The organism is Paenibacillus sp. FSL K6-3182, from assembly GCF_037976325.1.
Lineage (GTDB): Bacteria > Bacillota > Bacilli > Paenibacillales > Paenibacillaceae > Pristimantibacillus.
In genome coordinates, this window is the sequence record NZ_CP150265.1 from 7,340,497 (window position 1) to 7,359,696 (window position 19,200).

Annotated in this window: 15 protein-coding genes; 5 read left to right on the top strand and 10 right to left on the bottom strand. The window is 47.6% G+C overall.

Annotation, left to right across the window (positions count from 1 at the left end):
- Position 1 precedes the first annotated feature (1 nt).
- On the bottom strand, positions 2-3,361 hold the full coding sequence (locus MHH56_RS32125) for a cellobiose phosphorylase (RefSeq protein ID WP_339205585.1): 3,360 nt from the start codon (positions 3,359-3,361) through the stop codon (positions 2-4).
- A gap of 48 nt (positions 3,362-3,409) precedes the next feature.
- Complete coding sequence (gene bglX, locus MHH56_RS32130) at positions 3,410-5,566, bottom strand: beta-glucosidase BglX (RefSeq protein WP_339205586.1); 2,157 nt, start codon at positions 5,564-5,566, stop codon at positions 3,410-3,412.
- Between the two features lie 543 nt (positions 5,567-6,109).
- Between bglX and MHH56_RS32135 the strand changes: the two genes are divergently transcribed.
- The 3 genes from MHH56_RS32135 to MHH56_RS32145 all read left to right on the top strand — a co-directional run bounded on the left by MHH56_RS32135 (position 6,110) and on the right by MHH56_RS32145 (position 9,211).
- Complete coding sequence (locus tag MHH56_RS32135) at positions 6,110-7,357, top strand: sugar ABC transporter substrate-binding protein (protein WP_076266417.1); 1,248 nt, start codon at positions 6,110-6,112, stop codon at positions 7,355-7,357.
- A 97-nt stretch (positions 7,358-7,454) separates the two neighbouring features.
- A complete protein-coding gene (locus MHH56_RS32140; RefSeq protein WP_339205588.1) occupies positions 7,455-8,342 on the top strand; it encodes a sugar ABC transporter permease in 888 nt (295 codons plus the stop codon).
- A 20-nt stretch (positions 8,343-8,362) separates the two neighbouring features.
- Positions 8,363-9,211 (top strand): carbohydrate ABC transporter permease, encoded by an 849-nt coding sequence (locus MHH56_RS32145; RefSeq protein ID WP_076266419.1) that lies wholly within the window; start codon positions 8,363-8,365, stop codon positions 9,209-9,211.
- A 92-nt stretch (positions 9,212-9,303) separates the two neighbouring features.
- On the opposite strand, the gene MHH56_RS32150 is transcribed toward MHH56_RS32145, so the two are convergent.
- The 5 genes from MHH56_RS32150 to MHH56_RS32170 form a co-directional block, all read right to left on the bottom strand.
- Positions 9,304-10,398, bottom strand: coding sequence for an MBL fold metallo-hydrolase (locus MHH56_RS32150; protein WP_339205590.1), 1,095 nt, complete (start codon positions 10,396-10,398; stop codon positions 9,304-9,306).
- A 111-nt stretch (positions 10,399-10,509) separates the two neighbouring features.
- Complete coding sequence (locus MHH56_RS32155) at positions 10,510-10,761, bottom strand: GlsB/YeaQ/YmgE family stress response membrane protein (RefSeq protein WP_076266420.1); 252 nt, start codon at positions 10,759-10,761, stop codon at positions 10,510-10,512.
- A gap of 139 nt (positions 10,762-10,900) precedes the next feature.
- A complete protein-coding gene (locus MHH56_RS32160) occupies positions 10,901-11,962 on the bottom strand; it encodes a HAMP domain-containing sensor histidine kinase (protein ID WP_339205591.1) in 1,062 nt (353 codons plus the stop codon).
- Complete coding sequence (locus MHH56_RS32165) at positions 11,959-12,633, bottom strand: response regulator transcription factor (protein WP_339205592.1); 675 nt, start codon at positions 12,631-12,633, stop codon at positions 11,959-11,961. Before MHH56_RS32165 ends, MHH56_RS32160 begins: the two co-directional genes overlap by 4 nt.
- Positions 12,634-12,657: 24 nt before the next feature.
- Positions 12,658-14,403: an ABC transporter ATP-binding protein gene (locus MHH56_RS32170; RefSeq protein ID WP_339205594.1), complete on the bottom strand. Its 1,746-nt coding sequence runs from the start codon at positions 14,401-14,403 to the stop codon at positions 12,658-12,660.
- A 229-nt stretch (positions 14,404-14,632) separates the two neighbouring features.
- On the opposite strand from MHH56_RS32170, the gene MHH56_RS32175 reads away from it, so the two are divergent.
- The gene (locus tag MHH56_RS32175) at positions 14,633-15,622 is read left to right on the top strand and encodes a BadF/BadG/BcrA/BcrD ATPase family protein (RefSeq protein WP_339205596.1); all 990 of its coding nucleotides are present in this window, start codon (positions 14,633-14,635) and stop codon (positions 15,620-15,622) included.
- A gap of 108 nt (positions 15,623-15,730) precedes the next feature.
- Positions 15,731-16,417, top strand: coding sequence for a class I SAM-dependent methyltransferase (locus MHH56_RS32180; RefSeq protein ID WP_339205597.1), 687 nt, complete (start codon positions 15,731-15,733; stop codon positions 16,415-16,417).
- A 9-nt stretch (positions 16,418-16,426) separates the two neighbouring features.
- On the opposite strand, the gene MHH56_RS32185 is transcribed toward MHH56_RS32180, so the two are convergent.
- Genes MHH56_RS32185 through MHH56_RS32195 form a run of 3 tightly spaced genes read right to left on the bottom strand, consistent with a single transcriptional unit; the run spans position 16,427 to position 19,100 of the window.
- Positions 16,427-17,044 (bottom strand): class I SAM-dependent methyltransferase, encoded by a 618-nt coding sequence (locus MHH56_RS32185; RefSeq protein WP_339205598.1) that lies wholly within the window; start codon positions 17,042-17,044, stop codon positions 16,427-16,429.
- Between the two features lie 12 nt (positions 17,045-17,056).
- Entirely contained in the window at positions 17,057-17,641 is a 585-nt protein-coding gene (locus MHH56_RS32190) for a class I SAM-dependent methyltransferase (RefSeq protein ID WP_339205599.1), read from the bottom strand.
- Between the two features lie 10 nt (positions 17,642-17,651).
- Positions 17,652-19,100, bottom strand: coding sequence for a DEAD/DEAH box helicase (locus MHH56_RS32195; protein WP_076266428.1), 1,449 nt, complete (start codon positions 19,098-19,100; stop codon positions 17,652-17,654).
- Positions 19,101-19,200 lie beyond the last annotated feature (100 nt).

Sequence of the window (19,200 nt, forward strand, 5' to 3'; positions counted from 1 at the left end):
CTTACATAAATATTTCGATTCGGTTGGATTCCGATTGAAGATTAGCTTTCAATTGTTCTTCGGAAATTTGTACTCCACCTACACGATAACGGTTAGCTGAAGGCTTCCCTTCCGCTTCCTTACCGTTAATGATGACCTTCGTTACCTGTCCTGCATCGCTAAGGCGATAAACAAAAGTAATCGGCAAGCCGTTCCACATGAAATCGAATTGCATGCCATCCAGCTTAGCTGGCAGAATCGGATCGATAACCAGATTGCCTTCTGATTGTCGGATACCGAGGGCATTCGAAATCAATTGGTTCATATAGATTCCGGGACCGCTCGAATAAATTCTCCAGCCGCCCTTAACAGGTACAGTTCCTTCACGAAGCTCACCGAAACGCTCCTGCGCTTCATATCGGTTGTTGAACTTGCCGTCGGAGCTGCTGAAGTAAGAGTTGCTTTGACGCAGCTCTGCATTAGGTACAACATCACGCAATCCAACCGGATTAATCATGAGTAGACCTTGCCATACTTCATCCGTCTTGCCCAGCTTCGCCATAGCTTCTACATAACGAATATGAGCATGAACATATTGGAGGCCGACTTCCCGGCCGAAATTAGATGCCTGCTCTGCCCGCTTAAAGTTAGTGCTTACGCCGCCTGCATATTGTGCAGGACGGTTCATCAGCCGTACGCCATCTGGGCAATACAGCTGCTCTTTAATAACACGGTAATGCTCAGCTGCTTGCTCCTCTGTAAGCAATTCGCTAATCATACTGCGTGTCATTGGAAGCAAGCGGTATTGAATGCCTGTAGTTGTGTCAGTCGGGTGAAGCATCAGCTTCGCATCGCCCGGCTCCTCCATGTATACAAAGCCAGGAATGACATCCTGTTGCAGCATATACTGATTAAAGTCCGCTTGAATAGCTGATGCAAGCTCCTTAAGCTCGGCTGCCTGCATCGCATCAACTTCCTCCAGCACGCGGCCAAACTGTGCGATAACCTGATACGTAAGCGCCACTGTCCAGCTGCTGATCATATATTGCTTAAGCTGTGCATTAGCCGGCTGCAGCGTATCATCCCAATCTCCGTCGCCATAGGAAGACAAATGCGTGTCGTGCAGGAAGTGGCTCTTCATATAGGCAATTTCCTTCATCGCATGGTCAAGCAGCGTCGCAGATTCTGTCGTGAATTCGCCTTTGTGACGGACCGTATAAGGAACACGCTCCTGCAAAATGCTATAGTCCTTTGTTGCTGACAAGTAGTCGCCAAGCACCTTCAGCGGCCAAACAATAATATCGCCATGGCTTTCTTCTTGTTGAATGTGGAAATACTTGTCGAACATGAACCATTGCGGCCAATTTCCGTCATCCTCGTATTGATGGGAATAAACGGTCTTCAAGATTTCAGCAACCTGCTCGTATTTGTTCATAGCCATGAAGTACTCCGTCGGTCCTTGGCAAACGTCGCGCGTTCCCCATGCTGCACCGCCGTATTGCTCCAAGCCATGAGGCACAGAGTAGTGAACGAGCATATTATGCGTATACCACCATGCCAATGCATTCACTTTATCCAGCTCAGCTGAAGCTGCTTCAGTACCCTCAGCGGATAAGCGGAAGCCATTCATCACTTGACGGAAAAACTCACGGTAGCGCTCGATTTCAAGCTCTGCCTTCCGCTCTGACTGCGGCAATGCCTCGCCACGCAAGAGACCTTGCATCGTAATTGTCCATTCCGCACTTTGGCCAAGCTGCATCACCACAAGCGATGCTGAGCCTGATGCCGTACCGCTAACAAGCAAGCTTTCATCTCCTGCAGTCATGTCTGCCCCGCTCACGAACATCCGATATTGCAGATTAGGGAAAATCGGAGCGCTGATAGAAGCTTGGTCAGCCTTGAAAGTAAACACGCCGTCCTCCAGCTCCATATGGAACGGAAGCTCGTATTCATTGTTATTCATGGATACTTGATTCGTAACTAAATAGCGGTAAGCCTGTCCTTTTTCCGAACGAAGGTGAAGGCGGACCTCAGGCGAATCAACCGTTGTATAATTTGTAATGATGATTGTGTCATCTGCTGTTTTGTAGAACCAACGAGCATAGTTAAAGCCGATCTCAAACATCGAAGGCATAGTAAGAAGGCGGTATGAACCTTCCAACTCGACATAAATGCGTTGTCCAGATGTCTTTAAATTATTGAGCGCATTGCGCGCATTCGTAAACAGCTTGTGGAAGCTGGTATTGCCTACTAGCAATTGTGAGTTGAAAATACCGTACATATAGGAAGTTGTCGTCATAACATCCTCTGTCATGCGGTCATTGCCGCCAGACATAAGAATATGACCGTGCGGACGCTCAACTAGCAGTTCCTTCTCCTTAAGCACAACATGCTCATGGCTCTCTGTAAAGAAAGACAGCAGCTTGCCGTCTTGCCATTCCTCCTGATGACGGTTAGGGAAATAAGCGTTAACTTCCTCCATCGTCATTGATGCCGTGCGTACTGGCGTTCCAATCGCATTTGCAACCTCAGACTTAGCTACAGGTGTTGCCGCCGCAGCGAAGCCGGTCTCATTCGAACGCTCAACTTCTTCCCAAGCCTTCTGAATTTCAGCGCTGAACTCTATTTCACTCACAGCTGATGGATGATCAGCCTTGAACATGCCGTAAAATACAAAGCGAGCTTTATCCTTCAACAAGACAGGCTCAGCTTGAAGCACCGCATAAGTGAATTCATATTGATATACCTCATTCGCTAGTTCAACCTTGCCAAGTGCTTCCGGCACGTCCGTTTCTTTATAGCTAAGACCAAAGAATTGGAATCCGTCCGTTGAGTAGCTGGCTGCTCCTGTTAGTGCACCGTGCTGCATGTAAGGAAATGATCCCTGCATCGGCTGATTCTGACGGAAGCAAAGAACATAACCCAGCTTCTCATCTTTAAAAGCTTTATGGTCAACGTACTGCGACATGTATGCTTCGTTCGACCGCACTGCGCCAATATCCGCGAGTCCAATATCTTGTCCATAAATGATGTCGATCTTCGCTTCTTTTCCTTGCGATTGTGCGGTTACATCCCAGAACCAGATGCCATGGTTCGTTAATGTGAAGACTACGCGATAGGCGATGCCATCAAATGCAGTCCCTTCCCATAGCAGACGACCATCCACCGCTGACATGCGGCTTGACGAATGAATCCCAAGCAAAGGCTCATAAGAAATTCCTTCTTCGGTATGCATGCGCAAGTAAAGATTGTTAAGCGAGCCATCTACATTGTTCGACACCACTTGATTCAGCATCGTTCCTTTATGGACAGCTTGCGCAAGGTCTCCGCTGCTTAAAAAATCAAACGTCAGCTCTCCTGCTTTTATTTGCAATTTATTCATCGCTTTCAACGCATTCACTATAGCTTCCATCTTCTTCTCACTGCCTTTCTATTTGCTTAGTTTGAATTTAAGCGTTTCTACATCACGGCTGTTTGGCCCAATGTACAGTTCAAAGTCACCAGGGTCGCTTGTGAAGGTTAGATCAGCATGATAATAACGCAGCTGTTTTTCCTCCAGCGTAAACGAGATTTCTTTGCTCTCTCCTGGCTGCAGCATCACCTTGCGGAATGCCTTTAGCTCTTGTAACGGACGGACAACATCCCCCGCCATGTCGCGTACATACAGCTGTACGGTTTCCTCACCAGCGCGAGCCCCAGTGTTCGTTACTGTGATGTTTACATGCAATGGCTTAGAAGCACTCATCGTATCCATCGCCATCTTCGCTCCGCTGTAGGTAAAGGTTGTATAACCAAGCCCATAACCAAACGGCAGCAGCGGCTCATTCGGAACATCCAAGTATTGAGATACGTATTTCACCTGCGCATCAGGTGCGCCCTGCGGCCTTCCCGTATTGAACCGGTTATAGTAAACCGGCACTTGGCCTACGGAATAAGGGAACGACATCGACAGCCGCCCTGTCGGTTCCGACTCGCCAAACAATAATTCCGCGATGGCAGCGCCGCCTTCGGTACCTGGGAACCACGCCTCTAATACAGCATCCGATTGATCAATTACACCGTGCAGATCAAGCGGTCTTCCGTTGAATAGGACAGTCACCATCGGCTTGCCTAGCTGTTTCAGCTGAGCGATTAGCTCAAGCTGTACCTGCGGCAATCTAATATTCGACCGGCTAGCCGCTTCCCCGCTCATATCCGAATGCTCACCTAAAGCAAGCACCACGATATCTGCATCTTTAGCTGCAGCATATGCCGCTTGCCACTGCGCATCCGTTGCGTCTTCAATACCGCAGCCTTCTGTCACAGACAACAATGATGCATCTACTTTGCTTGCGATGCCTGTTGCTAGTTGAACCGCCTCTTCCTTGGAGCCAAGCCAAGACCAAGGCCCAAGAATATCGCCGCTAGCCGCGAAAGGACCAATCAACGCAATTTTCTGCTCGCGACCAAGCGGAAGAACGCCATCATTTTTTACGAGGACACAGGATTTAAGAGCCAGCTCACGCGCAGCCTTGCGATGTGCTGCTGAGCCTACAATTTCCTGCTCACGCTCTTCATTCGCACCACGATACGGTTGATCGAACAAGCCCAGCTTCTGCTTCAGCTCCAGAATGCGAAGTACAGCTTCGTCGATCAAAGCAACATCGATTTCATTCTCCTCAACAAGCCGCTGCAAATGATCCGTGTAACAGGTCGTCATCATTTCAATATCGACGCCGGCTTTGATCGCCTTCATTGCCGCTTCTGACTCATCTGCTGCAACACCGTGCGGGATCAGCTCTTTTACTGCGCCCCAATCGGAGATCAGCACACCGTCAAACGCCCATTCGCCGCGAAGAAGATCACGCATCAGCCACTTGTTTCCTGAAGCTGGAATGCCATCCACTGTATTGAATGCCGTCATGACCATTTCGCAGCCTTCATCCAGCGCCGCTTTATATGCAGGCAAATAAAACTCGCGAAGCTGACGCTCGGACAAATCAACCGTGTTATAGTCGCGTCCACCTTCTGCAGCTCCATATGCGGCAAAGTGTTTCACGCATGCTGCCACGCGGTTAATATCATTTGCAAGGTCTTTTCCTTGGAAGCCTCTTACGAAGGCTCTGGCGAATTCACTGTTCAAATACGGGTCCTCGCCAGTCGATTCCATGACTCGGCCCCATCTTGGGTCCCTTACGAGATCGACCATCGGAGCGAACGTAACGTGTACACCTGCCGCAGCAGCTTCCTTAGCAGCGATCTCGGCACTTTGTTCCGCCAGTTCCATATCCCATGAGCAGCCGATTGCCAGCGGTACAGGAAAGATCGTTTTGTAGCCATGGACGATATCCGCCATCACTAGAAGCGGAATGCCTAAGCGGTTGTTCGCCAAATGCTGCTTCTGTATGTTAATGACTTCCCTCGCTCCTGTTAAGCCAAGCACGGAGCCTGTATTGCGAACCGTTTCTTCCGTTACGCCCATTTCAGCCATCGGTCCGGTAATCTGTCCATCCGCGCCTTCAAAGAATGGCGTCGCCAGCTGCAGCAGCTGCCCGATCTTCTCCTCGAGCGTCATGAGCTTTAGAAGAGCCGCAGGTTGCTTTTCCATATCCGTGTTCCTCCTCGTAATAGCCAATCAAATTTATCGTTCTTATCGTTAATGTTTACAGGTCCTTCTGTCTTTACCACGCTTATGTCTTATGGCCAATAATTATAACAATCGAAACGTTTCTATTTACTCCTAATTTGGATTATAAACAATTCAAAAAGAGCCGTCAATTGCTGTTTCATCTTTAATAGAAACGTTTATATCACTAATATGAGACTATTTTCCTGAATTAAAAAAACGCTTGAACCCGTCAAAACTTTGATCTATAATGATGTCGAAACGTTTCGAATCAATAAGCAGGTCTGGTTCTAAAGTTGTAAACGGTAATATATTTTGTTTATAGAAACGTTTCACCACATCAATTAGTATTTCTATATACTTGTGGCGAACGTTTTTGCTGCGGCAGGGAAAGCAACATTTACCTGCTTATCAACACCCAGCTTAGGCTTATATATACGGCAAACAACAGCCGCCTGCGTGCATAACTTGCACGGATTCACAGCATAGTACTGATAACAATCATTCACACGGGAGGAATAATTAATGTTTAAGAAATCAGTGGCAACTGCACTAGCTAGCTCTATGCTGCTTATCGGCGCCCTCACTGCTTGCGGAAGCAACAACAGCAATGAAGGAGCAGCAAATGATAAAGTAACCATCAACGTATGGGGTATGGGTGAAGAAGCCAAATCCTTGCCGAAGATTGCAGAGCAATTCATGGTTGAGAACCCTAACATTAAGGTCAATGTACAAGCACTTCCTTGGGATACGGCACATGACAAGCTGTTGACGGCTGTCGCTTCCAAAAAAGGTCCAGACGTGCTTCAAATGGGAACAACTTGGATTCCTGAGTTCGCATCCGCTAAAGCGCTTATGGATATCACTCCTTACGTAACTGAATATCCAGAACTTGCTGAAGCAAACTTCTACCCAGGATCGGTATCAACGACTAAATACGAAGATGCAACTGTAGGCGTGCCTTGGTACATCGACACTCGCGTGCTTTATTACCGTACAGATCTACTGAAAGAAGTAGGCTACGATAAAGCTCCACAAACATGGGATGAGCTTAAAGATGCTGCAACAAAGCTTAAAGCTCGCGGCAAAAACAAATACGGCATCAGCCTTGATGTTAAAGAACAATCGCTACTATTCATGTTCGCTCGTCAAAACGGCTCGAAACTTATCGAGAACAACAAACCACAATTCAACCAACCAGAATTCGTGGAAGCCGTTGAATATTTGGACAGCTTCTTCAAAGACGGCTCTGCACCGATTGATCTAGGTATGGATATTATCCCTGCATTTAAGGGTGAAGGTATCTCGCCGATGTTCATCAGCGGACCTTGGATGATTAAACTAATTAATGACCAAGCACCTGAGCTTGCAGGCAAATGGGCAACAGCTGTACTTCCTAAGAAAGAGAACAACCTTTCTTCTCTAGGCGGCTCTAACTTGTCTATTTTCCAACATACAACACACAAAGAAGAAGCCTTGAAATTCCTTGCTTACATGAGCAAGCCTGAGACACAGCTGAAATGGCTGGAGCTTACAAACTCGCTTCCTTCCACGAAAAAAGCATGGGAGAACGAAGCTTTGACGAAAGATCCTAATGTAAAAGTTATCGGTGAGCAGTTGAACAGCTCGGAGCCTATGCCGCTTATCAAGCCATGGGAAGAAATTGCTCAAAACGTGCTATCGACATTCGAGAGAATTTACCGCGGCAAGTCTGAAATTAAGAAGGAACTTGACAGCTTCAACGCCAAAGCTGAACAAATTTTGAATAAATAATGATCGCCATCGCCGGCAGCGGTTCTGGAACAGAGCCGCTGCCGGTTCCATTAGAAATGGATAAAGCCAGGCGCTCATAGCAAAGGAAGGGTCGTTTATGAAAGGCATCTCTCAGAGTAAGGCACCGTATTTCTTTATCGCTCCAACGCTTATTTTGCTTACCTTATTTTCGTTATTGCCGATCCTTGTAGCCTTAATAATAAGCTTTACGGACATGGACTTGGCAGGCCTTGCTGACTGGTCCAATATTTCATTCGTCGGATTCAAAAACTATGTAGACGTGCTGGCTGATCCTATTTTCGTAAAAGCCATACTTAATACGTTGTTCTACGTAATCATCGGTGTTCCACTTGTTATCTTATGTTCACTTGCTATTGCGATCATGATTAATTTCGGTGCAAACCGTGCATTTAAAGCTTTCCGAGTCATCTATTATATGCCATCAGTTACAAACGTTGTTGCCGTTGCTGTTGTATGGGGTTTCCTTTACAATCCGGCTTTCGGTCTGCTCAACTATATTCTTGATTCGATTAATCTGCCTACGGTTCCATGGCTTCAAGATCCAGTCATGGCTAAAATATCGCTTATTCTGATGGCGGTATGGAGAGGGATCGGCCTCAATATGATCATCTTCATCGCCGCGCTTCAAGGTATTCCGAAGTCTTATTACGAGGCGGCACAGCTCGACGGTGCCAGCACATGGAAACAACTGACTTACATCACGATTCCAATGCTGCGCTTCGCGATCTTCTTTGTATCGATCACTACCATGATCGGTTGGCTGCAATTTTTCGAAGAGCCATTCATTATGACCGACGGTGGTCCGCTCGACAGCACAACATCTGTGGCCCTGTTTATTTATCGGAACGGCTTCCAGCTTAGCAACTTCGGATACGCGGCAGCAGGATCATTTGTCCTGTTCATCGCAATCATTATTATTACGCTCGTACAATTCAGATTTCAAAATAAAGAAACGGATTTATAATCCAAACGGAGGTGTAATGGATGAGTTCGCAAGCAAAAGCGTCAAGCGCCTCAAAAGGCGAAAAAGCGCTCAAGTGGATACTAGGCATATGCCTCGCGGTCGGCGGGGTATTGGTCATCCTTCCTTTCGTATGGATGATCCTTTCTTCCTTCAAACCAGAGAGCGAGATTCAGAATATCCCGCCTACCTTACTGCCTGAGCGCTTCACGACGGAAAATTTCAAGAACTTATTTGAGAATATGAACTTTGGCGTTTATTTGAAAAATACGCTCATTATCGTTTTCTTCTCCTTTATTGGCTTATTCCTGAATGCGATGGCTGGTTTCGGCTTCGCGAAGTACAAATTCAAAGGCAGTAATAACTTGTTCTATATCGTACTTGCTACGATGATGATTCCTGGTCAGGTGACGATGATTCCGGTCTATCTGATCCTAAATGAAATGCATCTGACGAATACGATGATCGGTATCGTTCTGCCCGGACTTGTCGGCGCCTTCGGTATATTCCTGTTCCGTCAGTTCATGGCTACCATTCCAGATGAGCTGCTTGAAGCAACCCGTCTTGACGGTGCAAGTGAATTCCGGACGTTCATGCAAATCGTGCTTCCTATTTCGAAGCCCATACTTGCGGTACAAGGCATATTAGCCTTTATTGGCGGATGGAACAGCTTCCTTTGGCCGCTTATTATCGCGAATGATGAGAAGCTCTACACTCTCTCCGTTGGCCTGTCATTGCTCAAAGGGCAATACGGCGGCAACTATGCGCTCCAAATGGCTGGATCAACGTTTATGGTTGTGCCTATCATCATCATCTTTATCTTCTTCCAGAAGCATATTATCGAGAACTACGCGATCTCAGGCATCAAATAATAACAGCAGGGGCTGTCTCTAAAGGTATGTTTAGACCTTTGAAGACAGCCCCTGCTATATTTTATAAGCTTTTCCGCTATAACTTATTTAGGCTACCGCCACCACGCTGAGGATGGGTATTCAGCCGCTTGAAGCAGTACAGTCTCTCCGATTTTCGGAGTCGAAATACGTGTTTTCATCTTCTGAGCTGCCTTTACCGCTCGCTCCACAGGGTCAGTCCAATCATGCATGGCAAGTGTGAATGCACCCCAGTGTATCGGAATCATAATCTTTCCGCGTACGTCCAAGTGAGCCTGTACCGTTTCTTCCGGCATCATGTGGATAGCTGCCCAGCGCTCATCATATTGTCCACATTCCATTAATGTGAGATCGAAGGGTCCATATTTGTCGCCTATTTCTTTAAAGTGAGGACCATAGCCGCTATCTCCGCTGAAGAAGATGCGTGCCTCCCGGCCATGTATTACCCAGGAGCACCAAAGCGTTGCATCGCGATCCGTCAAACTTCTACCTGAGAAATGCCTTGCAGGCGTACAAGCCAGTTGAATCCCCTCATATGAAAACTCATCCCACCAATCATGCTCCTCTATAAGGGATGGATCTACTCCCCATCTTACCAAATGAGGCGCAACGCCAAGCGGCACAATAAAGCGTCTCACCTTATCCTTAAGCTTTACAATGGAGCCATAGTCCAAATGATCGTAATGATCATGTGAAATGAGTACCGCATCGATCATCGGAAGCTGCTCCATCTCAAATGGCAGCTTATCGCTGAATCTTTTACCGCCTATAAACGGAAACGGGGACGGCGCTTTGCCGAACATCGGATCAAGCAGCAGTGTTTTCCCGTCGATTGCAAGCAAAGCTGCAGAATGGCCAAACCAGGTCAGCTTAGGCTGATGCTGCCCGGCACCATATCCTTCACTCATCGACTCAATGACTAGCGCTTTGCTTGGCCTTGCCATCTTATTGCCTTTCATAAATTGAACGAGCAGCTTCAGCTTCTCGCTTGTTGTCGTATCCATGGCTGTAGGAATCGCATTTATAAATTTTTTACGCCCATATTGGTTCGAACGGCTTAACTGCTGCCGCCGCTCCTTTGATTGTGCTGCCCCAAAAGCAGGGTAATACTGGAGGACCAAATACACAACAACTATGACTACCGCAATGATACTAACGAATATGAGCATGCCTTTTAACCTCTCCCCTTGCCGTATCAATATCTACACGCAGAAAAACCGCTATTGAAGTATACGTTACTACTTCAACAACGGTTTTATCAAGTTTACGTAATGATTAGACTACGCGCGTCTTGTTCCTCGCAAGATTGCACTTAGCAGCAGCACAACTACAACAGCTCCAATGATAGCCGGGATGAGAGCAAATCCGCCCATCGTCGGTCCCCACGAGCCAAGAATCAGCGTACCTAACCAAGCTCCGATGAAGCCAGCTACGATGTTGCCGATAATTCCTCCCGGTACGTCGCGCCCAACAAGCAAACCACCTAACCAACCAATTACTCCGCCAACGATTAATGTCCACAATAGACCCATATTTTTTTGCCCCTCTCTGTCATTCGATATAGCTATGATTAACCTCATATGGCTATTTTGAAACAAAACAGTCGAGTGTAATATATGGAAGAACAGAACTCGTTGTCATTTCAAGGCACTTTCTATGAATAGCTGGCTGCTAAGTAAGCGGCAGCGTCACCTCAAAAGAAGAACCCTCATTCAACCTGCTGTCTACACGAATATTCCCCTGGTGGAGCTCAACGATTTTATGGACGATCGACAAGCCTAATCCGCTGCCATCAGCCGTTCTCGTCCGCTGCTTGTCACCCTTATAGAAACGTTCAAAGATGCGGAGCTGATCCTCCGAAGAAATGCCAATACCCGTGTCTGTAATCTTTACTTTGACCTTATCGCCTATGCGCTCCAGTACAATTTTAATGCTCCCTTTGGCAGGTGTAAATTTAATCGCATTATGAAAGAGATTTACCCAAACCTGACTAAGCATCTCTTCGCTGGCCGCAATCTCTACTTCCTCCAGCTCTAGTTCAAGCTCAAGCGCTTTGTCCAGCCACTGAGGCTCACTTGCGAGCACGATGTTCTCAAGCTGCGCATCAAGCCTGTATCGCTTCGTGTCCATCTGCTGCTGCTCGGATTCGAGCGTTGTCAGCTTAAGCAGATTGTCGCTTATTTTGGACAACCGCGTCGTTTCCTGCTCAATAATCGACAAGTAATGACGCTGCTCCTCAGGGCTAAGATCCTCGCGCTGCAGCGTGCTCGCAAATCCGCGTATCGAGGTCAGAGGTGATTGAATTTCATGCGATACGTTAGAAATAAACTCCTGACGAAGCAGCTCTACCTGCTTCAGGTCATGCGCCATATCGTTGATGGACTGAATAACGTCCCCGAATTGGCCATGAAATTTCTTGTCACGATCCAAGGCCACGTTGAAATCTCCCTTTGCCATTCGTTTTAGCGCATCGATCATTTCAACCCAAACTTCCCTTTGCTTCGGTCGTATCACCAAATTAACGATAGCGAACAGCACTATGATAAATAAAATGCCCAGTCCCCAGTTCACCAGCTGCACTATATATTCAGGAAAGCGGACCTCATGTCTCGTGTAAAACCACTTCGTCAACCAATACGCCAGCGAGAAGGCACTTCCGCTCAGTAGGAATACCATCGACGTAGCTCCTACAACACGCAGTGAAACTTCCCATTTTGACATTTTACGATTCATTGGAGTACCTCCAGCCGATAACCGAGTCCACGGATCGTACTGATCTTAATCGATACCTCCCAAGCGACAAAACGCTCACGCAGCCGATTGATGTGTACATCCAACGTTCGTTCGTTGCCGTCAAAATCATAACCCCAAATCGCTTCGATCAGTTGGTTGCGTGTCAATGTACGGCCTAGATGGCTAACGAGCTTGAACAGCAGCTCAAATTCCTTCGGAGGAAGCGTCGTATAATCCGAATGAATCTTCACTTCATAAGTCTGCCGATCGAGCATGATCTCCGCTACGGAAACCTGCTGCGACACCGCGATTCGGTAACGCTTCAATAGCGCTTTAACTCTGACAGTCAGCTCCGCGGGATCAAACGGCTTTACTAAATAATCGTCCGTTCCGAGGTGGAACCCTCGCACCTTATCGCCCATTTCCCCCTTGGCCGTCAGCATGAGCAGCGGAATATCGTACTGCTCCCGCAGCTCACGGCACAGCTCCCAGCCGTCCATATTCGGCATCATAATATCCAATATGACCATATCTGCCGGAGAGGCTTCCATTTGAGCAAGCGCCGATTGCCCATCCGGAGCCTCCTGCACGCTTAAAGCCTCTTTCTCCAAAATAACCCGAACCAGCTCACGAATATGCGGATCATCGTCTACAATCAGCACATAGCCCATTTCTCCACCCTCTTCTCTGCTTACTTAAGAAGCCGTTTTATTCACTCGAAGCTGTCCATTAGCGAATTCTCGATACATGGTATGGCTAGCATACAATTGATCATGCGTTCCTACCCCGGTAATGACGCCTTTCTCTAGGAAAACGATCGAATCCGCATCAACAACCGTCGACAAGCGATGGGCGATAACGACAGTCGTCCGTCCGATCATTAGATTTTTCAGCGCGTCCTGCACCACTTCTTCTGACTTGCTGTCGAGATTAGACGTCGCTTCGTCGAGCATAAGGATTTGCGGATCACGCAGCAGCGCCCTTGCAATGGCAATCCGCTGCCGCTGCCCACCCGATAGCTTAATGCCGCGCTCGCCAACTTCGGTTTCATAGCTCTCAGGCAATGCTTCAATAAAGCCGTCTGCATAAGCCATTCGTGCAGCCTGCTCGATTTCCTGCTGCGTCACCTCATGCGTCAGACCGTAGCATAAGTTATCTTTGATCGTGCCTGCGATAATCGGGCTCTCCTGCGAAACGTAGCCAATCTGGCTGCGCCATGAACGCAGAGACGCGTCTCGGATGTCAGTTCCGCCAAGCCTAATCGCCCCGGATGTCGGGTCGTAGAACCTCTCCAGCAGCGAGAATAGCGTCGTTTTGCCGCTGCCGCTCGGGCCGACCAATGCCGTTACTTTGCCCGCTTCAATTGTCAGGCTCACATCCCGCAGGATTGGCTCATCGGGCTTATAGGCAAATGATACATTTTCCACCTGCAAGGTTTGGTCCATCTGAGTTACTTCCTTGCCATTATCTTGATCTTCTTCATCGGATTCTAATATACCAATAATGCTGTCCGTCGCGCCCATTGCCTTCTGAAATTGTGTGAAAAATTGTGAGATCTGCGTAATCGGCAGCATGATTTGGAACAGGTACATAATAAAGGCGACTAACTCACCCGCAGTCATCTTACCTGATGATACTTGAACACCGCCAAAGCCGATTAAGCATACCAGCAGCAATAAGATGATAAAAGTGACGATTGGCGAAATAAGCGCCTGCATGCGTGCTTCCTTTAAACCAAATCCAAACAAATTCTGAATGCCGACGCGTCCTTGCTCATATTCAGCAGGCTCGGAACCGGATGCTTTGACCAGCCGAATCTCGGATACCACACGATTTACGACGGAAGTAAATCTTGCGTTCTCCGCCTGCGTGGATTTGGATATGCTGTACATTTTCCGTCCAATTGGCACCATAATGAGTGCGGCCAAAGGGAAGACAGTTAACATGATAAGCGTCATCTGCCAGTTCATATAGAAAAGAATCGACAATGCACCGATAATGGACAAAATGCCTGTGAAAAAACCAGTTACATGCTCCGTAATAAGACCCTTCAGCAGCGCTGTATCATTAGTCAGCCGACTAATCGTATCGCCTGAGGATTTGTTGTCATAATACGGGACTGGCAAGCGCAGCAACTTGCTCCATAACCGCTCTCGGATAGACGAGACGATCTTATTGCCGCTGTAATGCAGCAGGTAAACAGACACGCCTCCAGACACAACCTGCGCGATAAAAGCAGCCGCCATCCAGACAATCTGCCCCGTGCTCAATGACCCCAGCGAGAAGCCATTAACCATATTTTTCGTGAATATAGGTATGGTCAAGCTAACTAGCGTCGTAATGACGCTCAAAATAACCGCAATAGACAGCATCATCTTCGGGGGATTCGTCTCCATAATCAGCCCTATGAATCGCTTAACGTTGCTATTTTTATTTTTCATCAGTATCACTCCTGTATCTCTCTATTCTCTCCACTACAGTTCCTACTTTACCTTGCCTGTTTAAACGCAATATAAACAACGAGGCTGTCGCTGGTTATTTAAGCAAGCCATTCTCACTTTTTGTAATCCACCACTTCCTCTATATGGTAAATTGAGGTAAAATAATGCGATAGTTTGACCAAGCGTTCGTTCGACGCCTCACAAGCCACTACGAATAGGAGTGCTACCTATGCATTTGCAAGAAGAGCAGGTTGTAATTGGAATAGACGGCGGCGGAACTCATACCCGCGTCATGGTGTGCAGTCATAGAGGACATGTGCTTTCATATTTGGAACGAGGCTCCGCCTCTATTTACAAAGACGAGATGGCAGCTGAAAATGTGCAAGGAGCTATTACCCAAGCACTCCAGCAAGCTGGCCGCACTCCCTATCATGCGCTCGCGCTGGTTGCTGGTATTGCAGGCCTCGATTCGCCATCTGACCTCGAATGGATTAAGACATTAACAAAGCTTCCGGGACTCACCTGCCCGATGTGGCATGTGAACGATGCGGTCTCGGCTCATAGAGGCGCATTAATGGGTGAACAAGGCATCGTCGTTATCGCTGGAACAGGCTCGATTATCGTAGGCATGACGGACGATGGACAAATGATTCGCAACTATGATTTTCACCATTATGCAGCTAGCGCAGCGAGATTTGTTGCCTATGATGCTGTATATGAGATGCTGGCAGGCAATTGTGATGATACGGACCGCGAGCTTCGCGAAGCCATGCTTGTTCATTGGAATGTTTCAACGGCCCAGCAGCTTGCTGATATAGCCAAAAAAGGCTTTGCGGATGATCGCCGTACGCGAGACAAGCAGTTTGGGAAGTTCGCTCCTGCGGTTACGGAAGCCGCCGAGCGTGGAAGCTCTCTCGCTATCCGCGTGTGCAACCGTGCCATCGATCAAATCAAGGTAGGCATCGAGATGATTGCTTCCTCCTTCTATAGTGAAGAGGTCGCTGTTACTTTCACAGGCAGCGTTGCAAACAGCCCTTATTTTATTCGCGAGCTGGGCGAGAAGCTTCGGCAAGGAAACAACAAGCGCTACACCGTTGTTCAGCCTAAATTTCCGCCTGTAGTCGGCTCTGTTTTACTCGCGTTGAAACAGCTGGATATTGCCATAGATGATGACGTTATCCATAACCTAAGTGAATATACATTTGAGACTGCCGAATAAGAGTTTATTCCCAAGTCAACAGTTTAAAACATGGCTATTGACCTTTCCGTTACGTATACCTTTAAGCTAGGGATGAATCATTTTGAACCCTACTGAGGAGGAATTGCGATGCCAGACCATGATGCTATTTATAAGGAAGAAGCGGCGCGTTATCATGAATTAATCGCTAGGCAGCCGAGCGTGCAGCATTGGATCGAAGAGATAAGACCAATTAGAGGATTGGATATTGTAGATCTTGGTGCCGGCTCCGGCAGACTCACTGCCGTACTAGCCGATCAGGCCAAAACGATTGTTGCACTTGATGCGTATGAGCCTATGCTGCATGTAGCGGCAGAACGATTACGTTCTGCTGGCTATACGAATTGGAGAACGCAGGCTGCTGATCATCGCGAGCTGCCTCTTGCGAGCCAAAGCGCGGATCTAATCGTTTCCGGCTGGAGTATTTGTTACTTAGGCAGCGATAATCTACCAAACTGGGAGCAGAACCTACGGCAGGTAATGAGCGAAATGAAACGTGTGCTCCGCGATAACGGAACCATTATTATTTTTGAGACGATGGGCACTGGCTTCGAAACACCAAACCCGCCTGACTTTTTGAAGAAATACTACGCTGCACTTGAGCAGGATTATGGATTCTCGCACAAATGGGTACGAACGGATTATGCCTTTGACAGCGTGGAACAAGCGGAGCAATTAACACGTTTCTTCTTTAGTGATGAATTAGCAGATAGGGTAGCGCGGGACAAGCTCGTCCACCTGCCAGAATGCGCTGGTATTTGGTGGCTTCATTTGTAATCATGCATATTAACCTGACTTTTCAACACACCAAGTAGTCATGCAGCGTTTGTCTGCTACGATAACGGTTTTGAGCGGCTCGAATAAATGCCCGCTCAGCTTTGCCGTCATTCCAAGCAGTTTTTCCTCCGTAACCAGAAAACGTCTGCTTCCGTCAGGAAGCAGATATTGTCCTTCACCAAGCGGCTGCATACGGGACTCCATGCCAATGGAGGAGGCCAACCTAGCGAACAGCTTCCCGCCTGGCTTAAGCACGCGCCAGAGCTCATTAACCATTTGATCAAAATGCTCCTCATTGTCGGCAAAATGCAGAACCGCGCTGCTAATAATAAAATCAAAGCTCGCATCGGCGAAGCTCATCTGCTCTACCGCCTCCACGCGTGCCTGCTCTTTCGCCCATTTAGGAGCTATCAAGTCCGCTAACCGCTGCAACTCTTGAATAGCTGTCTCTGATCGATCGATTGCAAATACATCATAGCCGCTGCGAAGCAAATACGTCAGGTTTCTCCCTGAGCCGCAGCCTGCATCAAGAATACGCATATCCTTTGTAAGTGATCCCTTCAGCAGCTGATCAAATAAATAAATATCGATGCCGCCAAATTGCTCCTTCAATTCCATCTCCATCATTTGCTCCTCCTTCTATGATGTCTTCTTTACCTTGTATACATAAACCTTGGTCCGATACATATCACGGCAAATAAGGATACGCTCAGGCTCCCAGTCCGGCAGCGCAAAACATACGCTTATAACATATGCACCCGGCTTTAATTGCTCGTGAAAAATGGGGCTTAAACGCCGCATCGCACCCGGATAGAGGTAACACACAACCATATCCACATCCCGGTACGAATATGTGTACAAGTCGCCCTTTTTGAACGATACATTCGTCCGTTTTTCGAGTTTCGCTGCCATAAAAGATATCCACATGGGGATAACTGAATTTTCGATCCCAATGATCCGCAGGTTTCTGCTGGTTCTCCCCGCTTGAAACGCGAGCGTACCCCAGCCAGAGCCCGCTTCCACCATAACGCCGCGGCTTTGCAGCCGTCTGATCTCATCAACTACAACCCGCCGCACCGGCGCTGAGGAAGGCATAGGCGATATGCCGTTCCGCCAGCTTGCATATACGATGGACAGCAAGGCAATCAGCACGATAGCTGCCACGACCAGCAATACATTCTGATAGATGAAGCTTTCCACGATGATCTCCCTATCTTGTTTCATGGAGGATTAGTTAAGATTTATTCCCTCTGCGAACCTTCAGCTGCTTGCCCTTCACTGTCGTATTTCGCATAACCTCCAGCACTAGCGAGCCTTTGCCATTCAAAATTTCAACATCGGTAACATTATCCAAAATCGTAATAATACCGATATCTTCTGCAGACACGCCTTCTATTTTGGCAATGGTTCCGACAAAATCGACCGCTCTAAGCTTCTTTTTCTTGCCGCCGTTAAAGTTAAGCTTCATAATCTGTTTGTTCAGCTGCTCGCGCTTGTCTTTTTTGAGAACGGGACCGATATTGAGCTTCTGTTCAAAATCTTCTCTGCGAAGGTCAACCGCTTCTTCCGATGGCGCCTTCGCTTTGTTAATGCTAAATCCGATGTAGCCTTCTATTTCAGCTAGACGCCTTGCATCCTTAGATGCTGCGAAGGTGATCGCTTTACCCGTCTTGCCAGCCCGTCCCGTTCTGCCCGTACGATGAACATAACTTTCCTTCTCCAGCGGAATATCGAAGTTGATGACATGCGTAATATTCGTAATATCAATGCCTCTTGCTGCTACATCCGTTGCAACCAAATAACGGAATTGCCCTCTGCGGAACGCATTCATTACTTCAAAACGCTCATCCTGCTCCATGCCGCCATGGATGCGGTCGCACGGATATTCGAGCTCCGCCATTTGTCTGAACACTTGATCCACGTTCTCCTGTGTCCGGCAAAAAATAATACAGCTGTCCGGATTTTCGACGATCATCACGTCTTGGAGCAGCTTAAACTTGTCTGCTTCCTTCACTTCAATAACCGAGTGCTCAATCGTAGCAGTCGTAAGTCCCTCTGCCTTGATCTCTACTTGTACAGGAGTGTTCATATATCTATGCGCTAGCTTAGCTACATCCTCAGGGAACGTTGCAGAGAACAGCATTGTCACTCGATCCGTAGGCAGCTGCTGAATAATAGCTTGTACCTGCTCGATAAAGCCCATGTTCAGCATTTCGTCCGCTTCGTCAATGACTAAATATTTGATTCGTTCGATGGGAAGTGTTCCACGCTCAATATGATCATGTACGCGTCCAGGCGTCCCTACGACCATATGCGTTCTTTGCTTAAGCTCGGCTCTTTGGATATGGAAAGGCGCTTTACCGTAGACGGCCATCGATTTGATTCGCTTGAAACGGCCGATATTGGTAATGTCCTCGTTGACTTGCAGTGCCAGCTCCCTCGTTGGTGTCAGCACAAGCACCTGAGGTTTGTTTTCGTTCCAATCGACCAGCTCGCATAATGGAATGCCGTAGGCTGCTGTCTTACCGCTGCCCGTCTGTGATTTAACGACCAAATCCTTTTGCTCAAGCGCAACGGGAATAACCTCTCGCTGCACCTCTGTTGGCGTTTCGTAGGACAGGCTCTCCAACGCTCGAACGATTTCTTGGCTTAACGCATAATCCGCAAACTTTATTTCACTCATCTATAGACCTCTTCCGCACTTTAGTAGTTAAAACTTTCGTAACCTTAAGAATAGCATAATAACGGCCCATTTGATTCATAAACCTTTGTACAGCCCTGCT